The 17,980-nt window shown below is 37.3% G+C and carries 19 protein-coding genes and 3 pseudogenes; 17 read left to right on the top strand and 5 right to left on the bottom strand.

From position 1 onward, the window contains the following. The first annotated feature begins 780 nt into the window (after positions 1-780). The 14 genes and pseudogenes from DIZ30_RS03870 to DIZ30_RS03810 all read left to right on the top strand — a co-directional run bounded on the left by DIZ30_RS03870 (position 781) and on the right by DIZ30_RS03810 (position 12,743). Positions 781-1,749 (top strand): SIS domain-containing protein, encoded by a 969-nt coding sequence (locus tag DIZ30_RS03870; RefSeq protein ID WP_002336724.1) that lies wholly within the window; start codon positions 781-783, stop codon positions 1,747-1,749. A 10-nt stretch (positions 1,750-1,759) separates the two neighbouring features. Continuing rightward, positions 1,760-2,575 (top strand): fructoselysine 6-kinase, encoded by an 816-nt coding sequence (locus DIZ30_RS03865; protein WP_002288615.1) that lies wholly within the window; start codon positions 1,760-1,762, stop codon positions 2,573-2,575. Positions 2,576-2,642: 67 nt separating this feature from the next. Further along, entirely contained in the window at positions 2,643-3,353 is a 711-nt protein-coding gene (locus DIZ30_RS03860) for a GntR family transcriptional regulator (RefSeq protein WP_104775473.1), read from the top strand. 35 nt (positions 3,354-3,388) lie between these two features. Further along, positions 3,389-4,888, top strand: a complete 1,500-nt coding sequence (locus DIZ30_RS03855) for an amidohydrolase family protein (protein ID WP_104775474.1) — start codon at positions 3,389-3,391, stop codon at positions 4,886-4,888. Between the two features lie 47 nt (positions 4,889-4,935). Beyond that, a complete protein-coding gene (locus tag DIZ30_RS03850) occupies positions 4,936-6,336 on the top strand; it encodes a YfcC family protein (protein WP_104775475.1) in 1,401 nt (466 codons plus the stop codon). Positions 6,337-6,368: 32 nt separating this feature from the next. Beyond that, a complete protein-coding gene (locus DIZ30_RS13425; protein ID WP_159086154.1) occupies positions 6,369-6,536 on the top strand; it encodes a hypothetical protein in 168 nt (55 codons plus the stop codon). Positions 6,537-6,589: 53 nt separating this feature from the next. Next, positions 6,590-7,270, top strand: a pseudogene (locus tag DIZ30_RS03845) (IS6-like element IS1216 family transposase). Further along, positions 7,252-7,391 (top strand): annotated as a pseudogene (locus tag DIZ30_RS03840) (IS982 family transposase); the annotation flags it as partial. The pseudogenes DIZ30_RS03845 and DIZ30_RS03840, both read left to right, overlap by 19 nt. 18 nt (positions 7,392-7,409) lie before the next feature. After that, a pseudogene (locus DIZ30_RS03835) lies at positions 7,410-8,309 on the top strand (PTS sugar transporter subunit IIC); the annotation flags it as partial. 16 nt (positions 8,310-8,325) lie between these two features. Next, positions 8,326-9,741, top strand: a complete 1,416-nt coding sequence (locus DIZ30_RS03830) for a glycoside hydrolase family 1 protein (RefSeq protein ID WP_002324343.1) — start codon at positions 8,326-8,328, stop codon at positions 9,739-9,741. Between the two features lie 463 nt (positions 9,742-10,204). After that, positions 10,205-10,525 (top strand): PTS sugar transporter subunit IIB, encoded by a 321-nt coding sequence (locus tag DIZ30_RS03825; protein ID WP_002287582.1) that lies wholly within the window; start codon positions 10,205-10,207, stop codon positions 10,523-10,525. A 25-nt stretch (positions 10,526-10,550) separates the two neighbouring features. Beyond that, the gene (locus DIZ30_RS03820; RefSeq protein WP_002299897.1) at positions 10,551-10,868 is read left to right on the top strand and encodes a PTS lactose/cellobiose transporter subunit IIA; all 318 of its coding nucleotides are present in this window, start codon (positions 10,551-10,553) and stop codon (positions 10,866-10,868) included. Positions 10,869-10,896: 28 nt separating this feature from the next. Further along, positions 10,897-12,150, top strand: coding sequence for a PTS sugar transporter subunit IIC (locus DIZ30_RS03815; RefSeq protein WP_109023103.1), 1,254 nt, complete (start codon positions 10,897-10,899; stop codon positions 12,148-12,150). Positions 12,151-12,278: 128 nt separating this feature from the next. After that, positions 12,279-12,743, top strand: coding sequence for a GNAT family N-acetyltransferase (locus DIZ30_RS03810; RefSeq protein ID WP_002299899.1), 465 nt, complete (start codon positions 12,279-12,281; stop codon positions 12,741-12,743). Between the two features lie 28 nt (positions 12,744-12,771). Here DIZ30_RS03810 and DIZ30_RS03805 read toward each other — a convergent pair whose 3' ends face one another. The 5 genes from DIZ30_RS03805 to DIZ30_RS03785 form a co-directional block, all read right to left on the bottom strand. Further along, positions 12,772-13,092 carry a YrhK family protein gene (locus tag DIZ30_RS03805; protein ID WP_002287574.1) on the bottom strand — a complete coding sequence of 107 codons (321 nt, stop codon included), beginning with the start codon at positions 13,090-13,092 and terminating at the stop codon, positions 12,772-12,774. A gap of 30 nt (positions 13,093-13,122) precedes the next feature. Continuing rightward, positions 13,123-14,256 carry an alcohol dehydrogenase catalytic domain-containing protein gene (locus DIZ30_RS03800; RefSeq protein WP_109023102.1) on the bottom strand — a complete coding sequence of 378 codons (1,134 nt, stop codon included), beginning with the start codon at positions 14,254-14,256 and terminating at the stop codon, positions 13,123-13,125. 377 nt (positions 14,257-14,633) lie between these two features. Next, positions 14,634-14,807, bottom strand: coding sequence for a hypothetical protein (locus tag DIZ30_RS03795; RefSeq protein ID WP_172442912.1), 174 nt, complete (start codon positions 14,805-14,807; stop codon positions 14,634-14,636). A 99-nt stretch (positions 14,808-14,906) separates the two neighbouring features. Next, positions 14,907-16,601 carry an oleate hydratase gene (locus DIZ30_RS03790; protein ID WP_002299871.1) on the bottom strand — a complete coding sequence of 565 codons (1,695 nt, stop codon included), beginning with the start codon at positions 16,599-16,601 and terminating at the stop codon, positions 14,907-14,909. Between the two features lie 56 nt (positions 16,602-16,657). Beyond that, entirely contained in the window at positions 16,658-16,786 is a 129-nt protein-coding gene (locus DIZ30_RS03785; protein ID WP_002287569.1) for a hypothetical protein, read from the bottom strand. Here DIZ30_RS03785 and DIZ30_RS03780 point away from each other — a divergent pair. The 3 genes from DIZ30_RS03780 (at position 16,785) to DIZ30_RS03770 (ending at position 17,952) form a co-directional block, all read left to right on the top strand. Then, the gene (locus tag DIZ30_RS03780; RefSeq protein ID WP_002321251.1) at positions 16,785-17,033 is read left to right on the top strand and encodes a hypothetical protein; all 249 of its coding nucleotides are present in this window, start codon (positions 16,785-16,787) and stop codon (positions 17,031-17,033) included. The genes DIZ30_RS03785 and DIZ30_RS03780 overlap by 2 nt on opposite strands. 191 nt (positions 17,034-17,224) lie before the next feature. Then, positions 17,225-17,590 (top strand): DUF1622 domain-containing protein, encoded by a 366-nt coding sequence (locus DIZ30_RS03775; protein ID WP_002287567.1) that lies wholly within the window; start codon positions 17,225-17,227, stop codon positions 17,588-17,590. Continuing rightward, on the top strand, positions 17,587-17,952 hold the full coding sequence (locus DIZ30_RS03770) for a DUF1622 domain-containing protein (RefSeq protein ID WP_002287564.1): 366 nt from the start codon (positions 17,587-17,589) through the stop codon (positions 17,950-17,952). Before DIZ30_RS03775 ends, DIZ30_RS03770 begins: the two co-directional genes overlap by 4 nt. Positions 17,953-17,980 lie beyond the last annotated feature (28 nt).

Genomic DNA, 17,980 nt, shown 5'->3' with positions numbered 1-17,980 from the left:
TCCCTAGAAAATCACTAAATTACCAAACACCATTAGAAGTTTTTTTGAGTTACGTAAATGGAAAGTTTTGTCTCGCTTAATTTGACAAATAATATTAATAATTCACCAAAAAGGTGAGTAATGCCATTTTTGAAAATTGAGCTTGTTTTATGTCTACATCTGTATCCGTATATAATCCAAAGGATTATAAACTCAGAAGAGTCTTTATTTTTTCTGAATATAACTACTGTATCAAAAACAATCGATTATGAGACAAAACAAAATGACCTCTTTTATTTAAGAAAGGAGGTCATTTTTTGTATCATAAATTGTATTAAAATCAATGTATCACTTTTTAATCAGTTTTAAGACCATAAATTGCGTACTAAAAGAAATTCTGCAATTCAAAATAAAGCATTTTAAGCCATTTTCAAATTTAAGTGCACCCATCTACCCGTCAAATCACTTTATTTTCCACTCCAGTAGTTGCCTAATTCAACTGTGTGCAAAAACGATTTCTTCTAAACAAATCAAGACAAACTTATAAACCTTCATCCCAGCACCATAATTATTTAAATCATAGGCATTTTTCGAAATTAGTATATGTACTCAAGTTTCACTGCAGATTATTTATATTTTTTAGAGAAATAAATTTTTCCTATTGACAAACACAAAGAAAGCGGATACAATGCAATTATGTCACATGACGTTATATGACGTTATGTAATATCTTTACATTTAATCAGTTACTTTTATTTTGGATAAAATTAATATTTTTAAAATTTTAAGGAGGAAATGTTGATGGATGTAGCAAAAACGGTTAACGCAATTGTAGAAAAAAATGATGGAGAGATTTCTGGAATTTATTTGGTGGCTTGTGGCGGTTCGCTGGTAGATATGTATGTCTCAGATTATTTTCTTAAAGCCGAAGCATCGAAGTGTATTACAGGCTTATATACAGCGAACGAATTTAACCATGTAACCCCAAAGCAATTAGATGATAAATCTGTTGTCATTCTATGTTCTCATGGAGGAAATACAGCAGAAACGGTAAAAGCAGGAGAAGTCGCTCAAGCTAGAGGAGCTGTGACTGTTGGTCTGACTCATAATAAAACTGCGGATTTATTAAAGGTTTCTGATCATAGTTTCCTTTACGAATGGGGAGATGATGCAAAAATAGTCAATAATCCTATGGCCATCATTCTTGATTTAACTGTATCTTTGGTCAATGTTACCGAAACATTTGAACATTACGGTAAATTCAGAGAAGGCATGAAGGTTATCGATACCGTAATTGAAAATGGCATTAAGCAGGTGCAGGATCGTATTAAAGTGTTTGCTGATAAGTACAAAGATGAAACAATGTTTTATATCTTAGGTAGTGGACCATCATATGGACATGCTTATGGTTTTTCAATTTGCTCTTTGATGGAAATGCAATGGCTTGATTCAACTTCTGTTCATTCTGGAGAATTCTTCCATGGACCTTTTGAAGTAACAGACAAAGATACGAATTTTATTCTCTTGATGAGCATTGGACGCACTCGTGCTTTAGATGAACGGGCAAAACGATTCCTTGATAAATATGCAGAAAGAGTAGAAATCGTTGATGCAAAGGAACTAGGATTGGATATGATATCAGATGAAGTTTCTGAATTCTTCAATCCCATTTTATTCTACAGTATTCTTTCAGAATATCGTTCAGCTTTAGCAGATGTACGCAATCATGATTTAGATGTTCGTCGCTATATGGGGAAAGTGGAGTACTAGGAGGATTAAAATGAAGGTATTAGGCTTAGGTGATAACGTCGTCGATAAATATGAAAATCTGGGAATTATGTATCCTGGAGGAAATTCATTGAATTTTGCAGTTTTTGCAAAAAAACTGGGACATGAAAGTAGCTTTATGGGAGTTTTTGGCTCAGATGAGGAGGCAGCTCATGTTTTATCAGCAATAAAAGAAATAGGACTGGACAACAGTCACTCTCGCTTTGAAAAAGGCGAGAATGGCTGTGCCAGAGTGAAGATTGATGAGGGCGACCGGATTTTCCTTGGCAGCAATTCGGGAGGTGTTACTCGTGAATACCCGATTCAGCTTACTGAAGAAGACAGAGAATATTTAAACCAGTTTGAATTGATTCATATGGGATTATATAGCCATGTCAATCATCTATTAGAAGAGTTACAAAATGTTTCTGGAAAGATTTCTTATGATTTTTCTGACGACTTTACGGAAGAAGAGGTTCAGCGGGCAATTGATAAAGTTGATTTTGGCTTCTTTTCTATAGAAGACTTTTCCGATGAAGAAGTAAAGCAGTTTTTGATGAAGCATTTTTGTGAGCGAAATGATGTATTGATTGCAACCCGAGGAGAAAAAACGGCTATTGGTTATGATGGAGCAAAGTTTTATGAAGTGAACCCCGTGCTAGAAGAACCAGTTGATACAATGGCAGCGGGAGATTCTTTCTTAACAGCTTTCCTACTTTATTTTCTCGAAGGGGACGATATAGTCACCGCGATGAAAAAGGGGAATGAATTTGCTGGGAAGTCTTGTCTGGTTGACGGTTCGTTCGGCTTTGGTATTCATTACGATTGAGCTTGTTTTAAATTCCTGCATTTGATAACCTAAAGAAAGAAATCCCGGTAAAGTGGAGGTTAAAAAAATGCTGGATACAAATGCACAATTACCATTGTACTTACAATTAAAAGAAATATTAAAAAATAAAATCAATACAGGGGAGTATCCCGAGAATACGAAAATTCCCGCTGAATCAGAGCTGATAGAAAGTTATGAGGTCAGCCGAATCACAGTGAGAAAAGCAGTAGAAGAACTGGTAGAAGAAGGGTACCTACTTAAAAAACAAGGGAAAGGAACTTTTGTCAACCGGCATAAAGTTTTTCGTAAAATTGAATATGTTATGGGTTTCAGTGAGAGTTGTAAATCTAATGGTTTTACACCGACTAGCATTGTTTTGGAACGCAAGATCATTCCAGCAACTGAAGGGATGGCAAAAAAACTCGATATCGCTCAAGGTGATGATGTTTTATATATCCAGAGAAAGCGAATGGCGGATAACATCCCCATTATGTTAGAAAACAATTATTTTTCTTATGAAAGATATAGTTTCTTAATGGAGGAAGAGCTGACTGATTCTTTGTATGAAGTACTTAAAGTCCAAGGTACCTTAGCCATCAATCCTGAGGAAACTGCACTTGAAATTGTCACAGCTGATGACCAAATTGCCAAAATAATGGAAGTAGCTGTTGGGACGCCCTTTTTCTTTATGGATACTTTAATCAACGATCAAAACAACATACCAATTCATGTAGGTAATCAATATTACCTGGGAGAAGTATATCGTTTTTACTTATGATTTCCTGTTTTGATTTCAAGGAGTAGATTTTATTTATGAAGCAAATATTGCGGTCAAAAATGATTTTTGATGGAGAGCAGCCACCTTTCAAAGGTTATATTGTAATCAATGAAGGGATCATTGAAAAGGTGGAAAACAACTGGAATTACAGTGATCTATTAAATGAAAACACGGAATTAATTGCTTATGATGATCAATTCGTTATGCCAGCAATTCATGATAATCATGTATTTTTCAGTGGTTATTTGGCTATGAATGCTGGCATAGATTTAAGCGATACATCTTCAGCTAACGAGGCTGTAGAGCGTATTAAAGCTGTAATGAACCATAAAAAAGCAGATGAACCAATTTATGCTCATGGCTGGGATGCTGCCCTGTGGAAAACTGACCCATCAGAAGAGCTATTGAATGAAATAAACCACTTTGGTCCAATCACAGCGATCGACAAAAATCGCAGCCATTGTTGGATGAATGCTATTGCTAAGCAGACTTATGGTTTTACAGAAAAAGAAACCAGTGCTGAAAGTCGAGTATTATTAATTAAGGAAATGCTAGCAAACAAAAAGCTTTTAGCAGAGGTTTACGCTGAATTTGAAGCATTACTGCTTTCAAAAGGTGTTATATCAATGAAAGAAATCGTTTTTGATGACGCAGAATTTCTTTCTAATATACCTCAGAGGAAAATACTTAGTAACCTATATGTGCAGGCAGTCCAAGAACCTCTACAGCATGAACTTCTATATGAGTATAAGGAAAAAGTTTTCCCTGAAAAGGTCCGCTTTGGTGGAGTGAAGATCATGGTAGATGGTGTTGTTGCGGATAGTAGTGGAGATATTTACGGTGTTTATCAGTCAGGAGTAGCTTCACCCGAGATTGACTATGAGGCAATTAAAGCAGAAGTTGCTGCATTCAATGAAGTAGAGATTCCTTGCTGTTTGACAACGGAAGGAGATAAAGCGGGTTATAAAGCTGCGTCAATTCTTGTCGAATTTGGAAAGCGGTTACCTGAAGGTGTTTTTAATTCGATTAGTGATTTGGAAATGGTTACTCAAAAGACAGCAGAAAAAATGAACGAAGGACAAGTAGTAGCAGAGGTATATCCACAAATTCTCGGCTTGAATCAAACGTTAGAAGAGGCTTACATGTCAACTGTTATAAAAAATGTTTCCACAGAGGACTTCTTTAATTATTGTCGATTAGAGGAAAGTGGTGTAACAGTCACTAGCGGTACAGATTTACCGCTGTTTATTACTGATATTCCTGAATCGATTATAAGAGCAGTATTCCGTCGTTTTCCTGAAGGAGAAGAAGTCTGGGAGAAAGAAACAAGCTTCACGACAACCGAGCTGCTGAAAAGTTTTACAAGCAACAGCTTCAAAGTAAATGGTTTATCGGAGTACGGAGAAATAAAAGTAGGGAAAAGCGCCAGCTTAGCTGTTTTCAGCGAGGACCTCTGTACTGATGACTGGCAAAAAGTGATGGCTGCGGAAGTTATCGCTACCTATCTTGATGGTGACTTAGTTTACAAGAAATAATGCTTTTCGATATAACGTTATAAAACGAATTAAAGAGAGGTTAAAAAATGGAAACAATGAAAAGAAAATTCACCTTCCCACATAGTTATACATTGATTTTTATCTTAATTATTTTGGCTGCAATTTTAACTTGGATAATTCCTAGTGGTCAGTTTGAGACAGTTGTTGAAAACGTCGCAGGTATGGAAAAAACAACGGTTGTTCCGGGAACCTATCACCAAATCGATAAGGCAGATTATGGACAAGGTTTTTCCTCTATACTAATGGCACCAGCTGAAGGGATTATTTCAGCTGTTGAGGTTGTTGCTTTTGTTCTCATCGTTGGTGGTGCCTTCGGGATTATCCTAAAAACGGGAGCCATCGATCGAGGGCTGTTTACCTTAGCAAAAGTTCTGGGAGATAAGGGGATCTTAGTTATTCCGATGTCGATGATTCTATTCAGCTTAGGAGGATCAACCTTTGGCATGAGCGAGGAAGTCATTCCCTTATTTGCGGTGTTTATTTCTCTGATGTTTTCTCTTGGCTATGATTCCATGACTGCGATCTTGATTCTATTTTTAAGTACACAAGCGGGATATGTTGGGTCGACGATTAATCCCTTCAACGTTTTAATCGCACAGGGAGTAGCTGGCGTTTACGGAAATCCCCTGCTTTGGTTTCGGATACTATCCTGGATTGTCATTACTGGGATTTCAATTGTTTTCACCATGCTTTATGCTAGCAGAGTCAAAAAGAATCCACTGTCCTCTATTGTTTATGAGAGTGATTTAAAGGTTAAGCATAAGTTTCAAAATTTTGACACTGAAAAAGAGTTTTCAACACAAGATAAACTAATTATCGCCGGTTTTATCGTAGGTTTAGGAATCATGATTTGGGGTATCATTTCCAAGGGATGGTATATGGTTGAAATTTCTGCACTATTCTTAGGATTAGGTCTTTTTGCTGGGGGCATCGCTAGATTTTCTCAAAAGGAAATTGCTGAAGCTTTTGTCGAAGGCTGTTCAGATTTCGCCTATGCTGCTGTAATCATTGGGCTAGCTAGAGGAGTCTTGGTAATCTTGGAAGGTGGAATGATTATTGACACTATTCTAAACAGCTTGGCTAACCTTTTAGGTGGTCTTCCAAAATTCCTGTTCACTACGATTCTACTCATTTCTCAAGTAATTGTTTCCTTTTTTGTTCCATCCTCCTCAGGAGCTGCGGCATTAACGATGCCGGTTATGGCACCATTGGGTGATCTAATGAATGTAAGTCGTGATGTTGTTGTTCTAAGTAACCAGTTTGGAAATGGTTTAATGAATATTATCTCCCCAACTAGTGGTGTATTACTGGCAGGATTAGCCATCGCAGAGATTAATTTCTCTAAATGGTTTAAGGTTGGCTTCAAAATATTTGCCATCTTAACCCTTGTTTCTGCTGTTTTGTTATACATTGCTACACTCTTTTAGTCTTAATCATCCATTAATAGGAGGCAATAGTTATGATTAAAATAAATCATTTAGCAGGAATGAATATCCACTATTTATTTTATTCTCTCAAAGAATTTTTCGCTTATCAACAGAAAATTGGTATTTCTTCTGTTGAACTTTGGGGAGGTGCTCCGCATTTTTTCATAGATGCTTTTACTGGTTCTGTTGCAAAGTTTTAAATCTACTATCAGATAAGGTAGAATAATAGAAAAAGATAGCAGGAGGAATGACGATGAGTCATTTTAAAGGAAAGCAATTTCAGCAGGATGTGATTATTGTAGCCGTGGGCTACTATCTTCGTTATAACCTTAGCTATCGTGAAGTTCAAGAAATCTTATATGATCGTGGCATTAACGTTTCTCATACGACGATTTATCGTTGGGTGCAAGAATATGGCAAACTACTCTATCAAATTTGGAAAAAGAAAAATAAAAAATCCTTTTATTCATGGAAAATGGATGAAACGTACATCAAAATTAAAGGAAAATGACATTATTTGTATCGAGCCATCGATGCAGATGGTTTAACCTTGGATATTTGGTTACGTAAAAAACGGGACACACAAGCAGCCTATGCTTTTCTTAAGCGGTTAGTGAAGCAGTTTGATGAACCGAAGGTTGTAGTCACAGATAAAGCCCCCTCTATTACAAGTGCCTTTAAGAAACTAAAAGAATACGGCTTTTATCAAGGGACAGAACATCGTACCATTAAATACCTGAATAATTTGATTGAACAAGACCATCGTCCAGTAAAGAGACGCAATAAATTCTATCGAAGTTTACGCACTGCCTCTACCACGATTAAAGGCATGGAAGCCATTCGAGGATTATATAAGAAAACCCGAAAAGAAGGCACTCTCTTCGGGTTTTCGGTCTGTACTGAAATCAAGGTATTATTGGGAATCCCAGCTTAAATCATAGATACCGTAAGGGATTTTATTCTTTATTTAAAACTTTGCAACAGAACCCAGTGTTCTATTAAGTCGAGCACAACGACGTTTTGAAGGAACTTTGAGATATTCTTTAGGATATTAAAATTAACTAGCACCACGGGTAGAAAACGTATTGGCTAAACAATATACAGACACGAAAGGGTTATTTTTGGGAATGTTGGTCTCCATCCTTTCTATTGAACTTTATTGCTGGTTGAGGAAACAGAAGAAACTACAGCTGAGAATGCCTGATACCGTGCCAACGAATGTTTCTGCTAGTTTTTCTGCTTTATTCCCGACGATTCTGACTGTATCGGGTATCGCGGCTGCGGGATTTATCATCAAAGAACTTACAGGAATGTACCTTTATGATATCATTTACAATGTCGTACAACGCCCATTAGAAGGTGTCGTACAAGGGTTACCGGGTATTTTGCTATTGATGTTTATTGCGCAAGTCTTTTGGGTGATTGGTATCCATGGAAATCAAATGGTGAAGCCGATACGGGAACCGTTGCTTTTAGCGGCAATTGCTGTAAATACGGAAGCTTTTGAAGCTGGAAAAGAAGTACCGAACATTATTACTATGCCATTTTGGGATATGTATATGAGTATGGGCGGGTCTGGAGTCACGATCGGTTTACTGATTGCAGTATTGTTAGTTGGAAAACGGGAAGATATGAAACAAATCACCAAGTTATCCCTTGCTCCTGGGATCTTCAACATCAATGAACCAGTTATTTTTGGTATGCCGATCATGCTGAATCCAATTTTAGCTATTCCGTTTATCTTAACGCCTCTTATCACAGGAACGATTGGTTATTTTGCAACCGCTTTAGGGTTTGCGGCGAAAGCAGTTGTAATGGTCCCTTGGCCAATGCCGCCGATCGTCAATGCTTATCTAGCAACAGCAGGAAATATCGGTGCAGTTATTACGCAACTTGTTTGTATTATTGTTTCTATTTTGATCTATCTGCCATTCGTAAAAGTAGCAAATCGTGTGGAAAATGATGGGGTCTAAAAAACAGGAGGAAATCATGAAAATTACTATTCCAAAAAATTTTATTCTTGGTGCTGCATCTTCTGCTTGGCAAACGGAAGGTTGGAAAGGAAAAAAAGAAGGACAGGATTCATTTATAGATAGCTGGTATAAAAATGAACATTTTGTTTGGCATAATGGGTATGGCCCAGCCGTAGCAACTAATTTTATGGAACAATACCAGCAGGATGTGGATCTGATGAAATCCATCCATCTGACACATTATCGGACTTCTATCAATTGGGCTCGTTTTTTTACTGATTATGAGAACTGTATAGTAGATGAAGAATATGCTCAGCATATAAGTGAAATGATCGACTCTTTGATCGAAGCAGACGTAGAACCGATGATTTGTTTGGAACATTATGAAGTCCCAGCTTTTCTTTTGGAAAAATATGATGGCTGGTCTTCAAGAAAAGTAGTTGATTTTTATGCTAAGTATGCTCAAATTGCCTTTGATCGTTACGGTGATAGGGTAAAAAACTGGTTTACATTCAACGAACCAATCGTTCCCCAAACGCGTTGCTATTTGGATGCTGTTCGCTGGCCGCATGAACAAAACACAAAAAAGTGGATGATGTGGAATTATCATAAAGTTTTAGCAACGGCTAAAGCAGTAGAGATTTACCGCAGCGGAAATTATGGTGGAAGGATTGGCTGTATTTTAAATCCTGAAATGGTCTATGCTCGATCCAATTCTCCAGAAGACCAAAAAGCTGCTTATATGTATGATTTGTTTTATAATCGAGTATTTTTTGATCCGATGGTAAAAGGGTACTACACAGAAGAGTTCCTGGAGTTGTGTCAAAAACAATCGATTTATTTCGATCCTGCAACAGAGGATTTAGAAACGATTCAGCATCATACAGTAGATTTCCTTGGAATCAATCAATATTATCCTAAACGCGTTCGCGCTCCTCGTTATCAATGGAATGAAGAGACACCTTTCCATCCAGAACGATATTATGAAGTCTTTGATTTACCTGGGAAGAAAATGAATAATTCCAGGGGATGGGAAATCTATCCGAAAATCATGTATGATATAGCCATGTATCTAAAAGAAAATTATCATAATATCCCTTGGCTGATAACAGAAAACGGTATGGGAAGAGAATATGAAGAACAGTATATGGATGAGAAAGGAATCGTGCAAGATGATTACCGTATCGAATTTATCGGACAGCATTTGCGTTATTTGATCAAAGCAACAGAAGAAGGCGCAAATTGCGAAGGCTATATGTTATGGGCATTCACTGACTGTGTGTCACCAATGAATGCATTTAAGAATCGATATGGATTAGTTCGAATCGAATTGAACGATGAACGAAGCAGAACATTGAAAAAATCTGCTTCGTGGTATCAGACTTTGATTGATAAGAGAGAATTGGATTTGCCTGACGAAATCTATAAATAAATAGAAGTTTTTTGTAGACGTTCATTGTATTTACTGGTTATTTGAAATAAAAAAGGTTGTGAATCCAGCGTTTTGAGCTAATACCCAGGGTCAGCTGATTGAACACCGTTTATTGAGAGGTTGTGAAAAAGCTGTCCTGCAACAAGTAATAAGAACAGCAAAGTAAAAACAACATCTTATGTTTTTAACTTGGTTGGACTTATTACCGCAGATGCAAGCTTTTGAATACCGTTTATTCGAAAAAAGTTGTGACAAGTTTTGTGTCACAACTTTTTTTGTGCACGTTAAAAGAAAAAAGGTAATAAAAATTAATTTGTGTGTTTAGTGTGCGCTTTCTTTTTTAGTGTGTATGTAACTTGGTATAGACCTTAAATGTGATGATATCAACTTTTTAAAGCGCTTTTAAAGCTGGCACGCTACTTGCTTATATACAAGTGTAAGTATAGAAAGGAACGTGTTTAAAATGGAAAAGAAAACAATCATGCTTGTATGTTCAGCTGGAATGAGTACAAGTCTCCTAGTCACAAAAATGCAAAAGGCAGCAGAAGCAAAAGGAATGGAAGCAGACATCTTTGCTGTATCTGCTTCAGATGCGGATAATCAACTAGAATCTAAAAATGTAGACGTTTTACTTTTAGGACCGCAAGTACGCTTTATGCAAAATCAATTTGCTGAAAAGCTAGCACCTAAAGGCATTCCTTTAGATGTAATCAATATGGCTGACTATGGCATGATGAATGGTGAAAAAGTACTCGACCAAGCAGAAAAACTAATAAACAAATAATAAAAATTATCGGAGGATACAATAAATGGAAGATCAAAAAAATCTAGAAGCCATCATGGGTCTGATCATGTTTGGCGGAAATGCAAAAAGCGATGCAATGGAAGCGATTGCTGCTGCGAAAAAAGGTGATTTCAATTTAGCAGATGAAAAAATCAAAGATGCAGAGGAATCTTTAGTCCAAGCACATCACTCTCAAACAGAGATGCTGACACAAGAAGCACAAGGAAATCACGTTGAAGTCACGCTTTTGACGGTCCACAGTCAAGATCATCTGATGACATCTATAGCTTTTACAGATTTAGCAAAAGAGATCATTGATCTGTATCGTCGATTGAACGCGTAATCTACAGTAAAGAAAAGAGGGAAGATTTATGGATAAATTTGTTGCATTTATGGAGAAACATTTTATACCTGTAGCATCAAAAATTGGTGCACAACGGCATTTAGTTGCGATTCGGGACTCATTTATGGTGAGTATGCCGTTAATGATCTTAGGAGCATTAGCAGTAATGATCAATAACTTACCGATTCCCGGGTTCCAAGAATTGATGAACTCAATTTTTGGTGGTGAATCATGGAAAGGATTCGGGGCTGCTGCTTGGAACGGTACATTTGCCATTCTTTCTGTCTTGATTGCTTTCTTGCTTGCTTATCATTTAGCTAACGGCTACCGAAAAGACGGTGTTTCCGCAGGTGTGATTTCTTTAGGCTCTTTCTTCGCTTTAGGCGGAGCATTAGGTATGAGCTCAAACGGTTTGTTTATTGCTATTATTGTTGGGATTATTTCAACAGAAATCTTTGTACGTTTAAGCGGAAATGAAAAATTGATCATCAAAATGCCTGATGGTGTGCCACCGGCAGTTGCAAAAGCATTTGCTTCATTACTACCAGCAATGATCACTATCTCTGCGTTTGCTTTATTTGCTGCAATTTTTGCTGCATTCGGTGTTGATGATATCGTAGGTTCTTTCTATACAGTGGTCCAAGAACCATTTATGGGACTTGCAAACTCTTATCCATCTGCCTTACTGCTTGCATTTATCACACCATTCTTATGGTTCTTTGGTTTACACGGAGCGAATATGGTCGATCCTTTGATGCAAACAATCAATGCGCCAGCCATTGAAGCAAACGTTAATGCAATCGCAGCTGGACATAGCGCACCGTTTATCGTGAACAAACCTTTCTTTGACAGCTTTGTCAACTTAGGAGGAACAGGTGCAACTTTAGGTTTACTGTTAGCTATTTATTTAGTAGGACGTAAAAACAAACCATATATGGTTGTAACAAACTTGTCGATTGCGCCAGGTGTCTTCAATATTAATGAACCAACGATGTTTGGGTTACCTATCGTGTTGAACCCGATCATGTTCATTCCATTTATTTTGACACCAATGGTCTTAGTTAGTGTTGCTTACTTTGCGACTTCTACAGGTTTAGTGCCAGCAGCTACCGTTATGCCTCCATGGGTAACTCCACCAATTATTGGCGGTGTATTGGCAACAAAAAGTATTGCAGGTGGTGTACTAGCCGCTGTCAATTTGGTTCTTTCTATTTTGATCTATCTACCGTTCGTCAAGGTAGCTACGATCCAAGAAAGAAGAAAAGAAGCTTTAGATGCTTGATTAATCAAAAAACGGAGAACAAGTGATTGTTTTCCGTTTTTTTTACATCACTATTGTTGTCATTGCTAATTTTCATAAAGACTTGTATAATTTTTGTAAACGTTTTATTTTAGTCGGAGGTTTAAACATTGGTTACATATAACTGGATCAAATTAAGAGAACACCCAGAATTAGTAAAACAAAGTGCGAAGTGGTTTTCATCAAAATGGGGAGTTCCTGCTGTTGTGTATGAGGAAAGTATTCGTACTGGAATCGCTAATAAGGAAAGTATTCCTCAATGGTATGTGGTCTTAGATGAAAAAGAAACCATCGTCGGAGGAGCGGGCGTTATTGAAAACGACTTCCATAACCGCCCTGATTTGACACCAAATCTTTGTGCCCTGTTTGTTGAACCGGAAAAGCGTAAGCAGGGGATAGCCAAGCGGATATTAGCGGAAATCAGAAAAGAAATGCATCAACTTGGGTACGAAAAACTTTACTTAATTACAGATCATACCACGTTTTATGAACGATACGAGTGGACATTTTTGACAATGGTCAAGGAAGAAAGTGGGACGACCGCTCGTCTGTATCAAAGTGATACGATAGGGTGAAAAAAGAGGCATGAGATTTTTTCAAATCTCATGCCTCTTTTTTTTTGCTTGTTCTCTTCATTGCTTTTTTTTCGTCGTAAATAAAAATGTTCCTTACGATTCTGAGAATAGGACGAATCGTCAAGAAAATAGCACCAGCCAAATAAAAATAGGTGCCATATCGATCGGGGATTTTAGTTAAGGAAGCAAGGCTTCCAAAAATATAGAAAATCCCGGTTAATAAATCGACAGCCAGTGAGATCAATGTGTAACGATTTTGGAAATAGAAGCGGAAGCGACGTCCTCGTATTTCGATATCTTCTTCTTTTCCTATTTCGATCTCATGGGTATTTCGTTTGATTTTGGGCATAAAGAAAATCACCTGTATTTTTTACTGAATTCAAGGTTTCAAAACAACTTTTATATTTTTATCTTCTTTTTTGTCAAAGATCTCATATGCTTGTGCTGCTTCTGATAGTGGCAGCGAATGAGTAATGATTTGTGTAGGATCGAATAGTCCTTCTGCAATCATTTCGTAAATTTTTGGCATTAGATGGATAATTGGTGCCTGTCCATGCTTGACAGCGATATCCCGCATAAAAAATTCTTGCAGCGGGTAAGAAGAAGCTGGAGTCATATAAACACCAGTTACTTGGACTGTTCCAAATTTTTTGACAGCTTGCGATGCCATCTGTAATGGAGAGATTGTGCCGCTTTGTAAGCTTACTAAATTTTTCGCTTTTTCTTTGACAGGCTCTAATCCGTCCATTCCTACACAATCGATAATGACATCTGCGCCACCTTTAGCCAGTTCATACAATTCTGTTCCAGCTTGTGCCGTGTCTTCTAAGAAATAAGTTTCAACCCCATTGTAATTAGCCGCTTTATCTAGACGGTGCTGTACTGGATCTACTGCGATTACGCGCTCTGCTCCAGCCATAACAGCGAATTTTTGAGCGAATAGACCGACTGGACCAGAACCTAGAATCACAACTGTATCGCCTTTTTTTACTCCTGCGTTTTCAACGCTCCAATAAGCTGTGGGCAAAATATCTGATAGAAATAAAACTTTTTCATCAGGAAGATCATTATCTGGTACAACAAATGAAGTAGAGTCTGCATAAGGAACTCTTAGATATTCCGCTTGACCACCCCAATGATTACCGTTCAACTTGCCAAATCCGAAAAGCCCGCCATATAACTGATCTGGATTTGATTCATCACATTGGCTTTCCATGTGATTCAGGCAGAAATGACAATGACCACAACTAATATTAAAAGGGATAACCACACGTTGCCCTTTTTTCAATGTTTGAACTTGAGATCCCACTTCTTCAACGATTCCCATTGGTTCGTGTCCTACAATATACCCTTTTTCCAAAACTGCTTCACCATGATGGTAAAGATGCAGATCGGAGCCGCAAATGGCTGTTGCTGTGATACGGATGATTGCATCTGTTGGTTCTAATATTTTTGGATCATCTACGTTTCTGATTTCCATTTTCTGTTTTCCTTGCCAAGTGACTGCTTTCATTGGAGATGCTCCTTTCAGATTCATAAAATTGTCTGCATTATTAGTACTACAGATAATTTCATTTTAAAGGAGATCTTACCTTTTTGATAATGAAACGCTTTTTTTCTTAAATGAAACATTCTATAGTCTTATGTATTTGTGTTCGGAGAGGTGAGTTTCCGATTTTTTAGTGTAATGGTAATCATTGAAATAGTTGTATCTGTTAGATGATGTTGGATTGGCAAGAGAGTAAACGTTGAAAAAATGGTTGTTTTCAAAAAGAAACAGACATAAATAAAAAGAGGTTATGACAGAAGGGATCAGTTTCTCGGTATTAAGTCAAATTTATGCAAAAACGTGAGGAACCATTTTCACAAAATTTTTCTTCATACTCGAAACTAAACGACTTTTTCATAACCTCTTGGTAAACGGTGTTCAAAAGCTTGCATCTGCGGTAATAAGTCCAACCAAGTCAAAAACATAAGAAGCTGTTTTAGCTTGGCTGCTCTTATTACTTGATGCAGGGCAGCTTTTTCACAACCTCTTGGTAAACGGTGTTCAAAAGCTTGCATCTGCGGTAATAAGTCCAACCAAATCAAAAACATAAGAAGCTGTTTTAGCCTGGTTGTTCTTATTACTTGATGCAGGGCAGCTTTTTCACAACCTCTTGATTATTCAAACATTTTTTTTGCGGCACGAGCTAGAGTAGGAATATCTTTGTCGTAACGCGGTGTTTTGACAAGACGTGACATAGGGATACCCGCAAAATGGAAAGCAGCGATTTCTCCAGAACGTACAGCACTTTGTTCAGTAAAGATCATCTGATAAGGCTGCTCGACAAATTCTCCTGTAAAGGCCAGATTGGTCGAATGTTTAGGAATGACTTTTGGTCGATCGCTTTTGGCACGATTATTGAACAACGCGGAAGCATAAGGCATATAGACAGGGATATTATTTATTACGCTGTCGAAAATTTCTGTTTCTTTTTCACGAATATTCACTGGTCCAGGATCTACTTTTGAAAGTTGTCCAATCAGTTCTTCTAGCATTTCTTTTCCATTCATTTTAATATACTGTTTATCCACAAATTCGCCACGTCGTCTTGGATAAAGGAAATAACCCCAAATAACTGTTTCATTTGGTTTCTGAGACGTAAAATGCGGTTGATGATGCACGACGATAGACATATTGACATCTTTTTGGCCTAACGGCGTGATCGGTGTGGTTGAAATAAATGAATTCAAGGCATTTCCTGGTTCTTGAGTCGTGATACGGGTGATTTCATTCAACAACAAATGGTTTTTCGTCGTCAGGGTAAAGCTGACCCATTCGCTTGCATCTCGATCAGCAAAGAATTTGTCAGGATTTCCCAAGTTGTAGAAACGTTCACTGGCTTTTTTCCAGAGACTAGAAGCTGCACCATAATCCATATTTTCTACAGCTGGTGTTTCGTAATCTCCTAAAGTAGCTGAATCTGTAATGGACCCATTAGTGAAAATAACTGCTGTATCTTCATCGACCACAACGTGTTCTTCTTCTTGAGTCAGTGTATTGGTCATTTTCAAACCAGTCACAGTGATTTCATCTTGCATCGGTGTTTCTTTGAATTCCCAGTCAGTGACACGGCGGTTCAAAATGATTTTGCATCCTTGTTCTTTCAAGTACTCGATCAAAGGAAGCATAATACTTTCGTATTGATTGTAACGTGTTCGATTGACGCCCACTAGATGTTCGATTTGAGTGAATTCATAAATCATTTGATGCATATAGCGACGCAATTCTTGAGCAGAACTACGTGTTCTGAAAGCAAATGTTGTTTCCCACATAAACCAGAAGTTTGTTTCAAAAAAGTGTGGATCATCTTTGAAATATTCTTCGATAGTGATATTGTCTAGTTTTTCTTCTTCTGAATCAGGCATAGCAATCAGTTTAGTCAGAAGAATACGGTCTTTATTATTGAATCCCAGTTTTCCGCCATCAATGATTCCTTTGCCACCTTCCATCAAACGTGCTTTGTCAAAGGTTCGGTGTTTTGCATCAAAATCTCTCGTATCTTCTTCAGCAGTCATCCCTGGCTCAGTAACAGAAGGTATTCGACTTAACAGATCCATCAAATCTACATAGGTACGGTAATTAAGCATGCGACCGCCTCGAGCAATATAGCCTTTTTGGTTTTCTAATGGATGGTTTTTATTCCAATATTCATCCACTACAGTGTCGGTCGGTGCACCATCATTTGAACCGTGATCATCCAATGAATAAAAGGTGATCTGATCCCCTTTCCATTTGCCTTCTTGAATCAAATAAACAGCCGCTGCCATATTGGCAATACCGGCACCAATCATTATTGCTTTACTTTTTCTCATTGTGATTCCTCCAATGTCTTCCAAGTATGTCCGTAGTGATTCAACTAAATAGGATGCTAGATTGATTCGAATTCATCATATAAATGACTGTCATCTTCGAATAGTCCTGTCTTTTTTCCTAGATATGCAGCGCCAAGGGCAAGCAAACCTAAACCGATGCCGACTTTGATTAATTTTTTACTCATGAAAAACGCCTCCTTGTTTTCTCTTTCTATATCCAAGGATAGTTCGTTTTTATTAGAATGCCAAATGATAGGACGAGAAGAAAAAGGAAATTTTGACAAAAAAGAAGAAGTGTCTGATTTTCCTGTAAATAAAAATAGGGTAGGTAAGAAGAAAAGATTTGAGGAGGTGTATGGTTCTATTTTTAGAAATTTGGGTACAAAAAAAGCACCGAGACAGTGCTTCTTTGAAAAGCTGATGACGGACTAAGCCTTATTTTAACTTGCTACGTTGTTTTGGATACTTCCACGATTTATGGATGGAGGGAGAAAAATGGGAGAGTGAAAAAGAAAAATTTAAGCGAACCGTTATCATTAGAACAACTTTTAAATAGACGAACAAGGTAACTTTCTTTTACAATAAAAGAATAGGAACAAATTAAAAGAAAGTAGGTAGCGTATATGTTTCGCTCAAATTTAATTGAATTTCTAGAATGGATCATTGCTATTTTAAATATTTGTTCTATCGGTATCTTAATTGTCGGGATCGTTCTTGTTCTATTCAAACTTTTTGATTGGTCTCATGTCAAGAAAAACTATGCAGAACGTAATACTCGTAATGCAGATACAAGAAAACTGCTAGCAAGTTATATTTTGTTAAGCTTGGAAGTACTAGTCGTTGCTGATATCATCGAGTCAGTTATCAAGCCGACTTGGACAGATATTTTGAAGCTTGCACTTATTATTATCATTCGAACAGTCATTTCTTATTTCTTGAATCAGGAAATAGAAGACAAAGAAAAACAAAGAAGAGGAGAGGTAGGATGACGACAGAGTTGATGCAGTTTCTTCTTCCATATTTTGAAAAACTTGTACTGGGACTTGATATCTTTGCTATCTGTTTATTGGTTTGGGGTGTTTGTCTATCAATCAAGGATTTTTTGAAATATTTATTTGTCCATACAAAAGTGCAAAGCGACCGAGTCAGCGAGAACAATGCTATTAAAAAGATGTTGGGAGGCTATATACTTCTAAGTTTGGAAATTCTTGTTTCAGCTGGGATCATCGAATCGATTATCAAACCTACCTTGCAGGATATTTTCCAACTAGCGGCGTTGGTAGTTATCCGAACCATCATTTCTTATTTTTTAAATAAAGAGATCGGACCCGTAGATGTCCAAAATAAGTGAGGTTGTGAGCCTGATGTGTATCAAGAGA

This window comes from Enterococcus sp. H57, assembly GCF_003112495.1.
GTDB classification, from domain to species: Bacteria; Bacillota; Bacilli; order Lactobacillales; family Enterococcaceae; genus Enterococcus_B; species Enterococcus_B faecium.
The sequence above is the reverse complement of the archived record's forward strand: the minus strand, read 5'-3'. Positions and strand labels throughout refer to the sequence as shown.

What these genes read in the sequence shown, in the direction of transcription:
- DIZ30_RS03870 (WP_002336724.1), top strand. Translation starts at nt 781, where the DNA reads ATGGATGTAGCAAAAACGGTTAACGCAATTGTAGAAAAAAATGATGGA.
- DIZ30_RS03865 (WP_002288615.1), top strand. Translation starts at nt 1,760, where the DNA reads ATGAAGGTATTAGGCTTAGGTGATAACGTCGTCGATAAATATGAAAAT.
- DIZ30_RS03860 (WP_104775473.1), top strand. Translation starts at nt 2,643, where the DNA reads ATGCTGGATACAAATGCACAATTACCATTGTACTTACAATTAAAAGAA.
- DIZ30_RS03855 (WP_104775474.1), top strand. Translation starts at nt 3,389, where the DNA reads ATGAAGCAAATATTGCGGTCAAAAATGATTTTTGATGGAGAGCAGCCA.
- DIZ30_RS03850 (WP_104775475.1), top strand. Translation starts at nt 4,936, where the DNA reads ATGGAAACAATGAAAAGAAAATTCACCTTCCCACATAGTTATACATTG.
- DIZ30_RS13425 (WP_159086154.1), top strand. Translation starts at nt 6,369, where the DNA reads ATGATTAAAATAAATCATTTAGCAGGAATGAATATCCACTATTTATTT.
- DIZ30_RS03830 (WP_002324343.1), top strand. Translation starts at nt 8,326, where the DNA reads ATGAAAATTACTATTCCAAAAAATTTTATTCTTGGTGCTGCATCTTCT.
- DIZ30_RS03825 (WP_002287582.1), top strand. Translation starts at nt 10,205, where the DNA reads ATGGAAAAGAAAACAATCATGCTTGTATGTTCAGCTGGAATGAGTACA.
- DIZ30_RS03820 (WP_002299897.1), top strand. Translation starts at nt 10,551, where the DNA reads ATGGAAGATCAAAAAAATCTAGAAGCCATCATGGGTCTGATCATGTTT.
- DIZ30_RS03815 (WP_109023103.1), top strand. Translation starts at nt 10,897, where the DNA reads ATGGATAAATTTGTTGCATTTATGGAGAAACATTTTATACCTGTAGCA.
- DIZ30_RS03805 (WP_002287574.1), bottom strand. Translation starts at nt 13,092, where the DNA reads ATGCCCAAAATCAAACGAAATACCCATGAGATCGAAATAGGAAAAGAA.
- DIZ30_RS03800 (WP_109023102.1), bottom strand. Translation starts at nt 14,256, where the DNA reads ATGAAAGCAGTCACTTGGCAAGGAAAACAGAAAATGGAAATCAGAAAC.
- DIZ30_RS03795 (WP_172442912.1), bottom strand. Translation starts at nt 14,807, where the DNA reads ATGCAAGCTTTTGAACACCGTTTACCAAGAGGTTGTGAAAAAGCTGCC.
- DIZ30_RS03790 (WP_002299871.1), bottom strand. Translation starts at nt 16,601, where the DNA reads ATGAGAAAAAGTAAAGCAATAATGATTGGTGCCGGTATTGCCAATATG.
- DIZ30_RS03780 (WP_002321251.1), top strand. Translation starts at nt 16,785, where the DNA reads ATGAAAAACGCCTCCTTGTTTTCTCTTTCTATATCCAAGGATAGTTCG.
- DIZ30_RS03785 (WP_002287569.1), bottom strand. Translation starts at nt 16,786, where the DNA reads ATGAGTAAAAAATTAATCAAAGTCGGCATCGGTTTAGGTTTGCTTGCC.
- DIZ30_RS03775 (WP_002287567.1), top strand. Translation starts at nt 17,225, where the DNA reads ATGTTTCGCTCAAATTTAATTGAATTTCTAGAATGGATCATTGCTATT.
- DIZ30_RS03770 (WP_002287564.1), top strand. Translation starts at nt 17,587, where the DNA reads ATGACGACAGAGTTGATGCAGTTTCTTCTTCCATATTTTGAAAAACTT.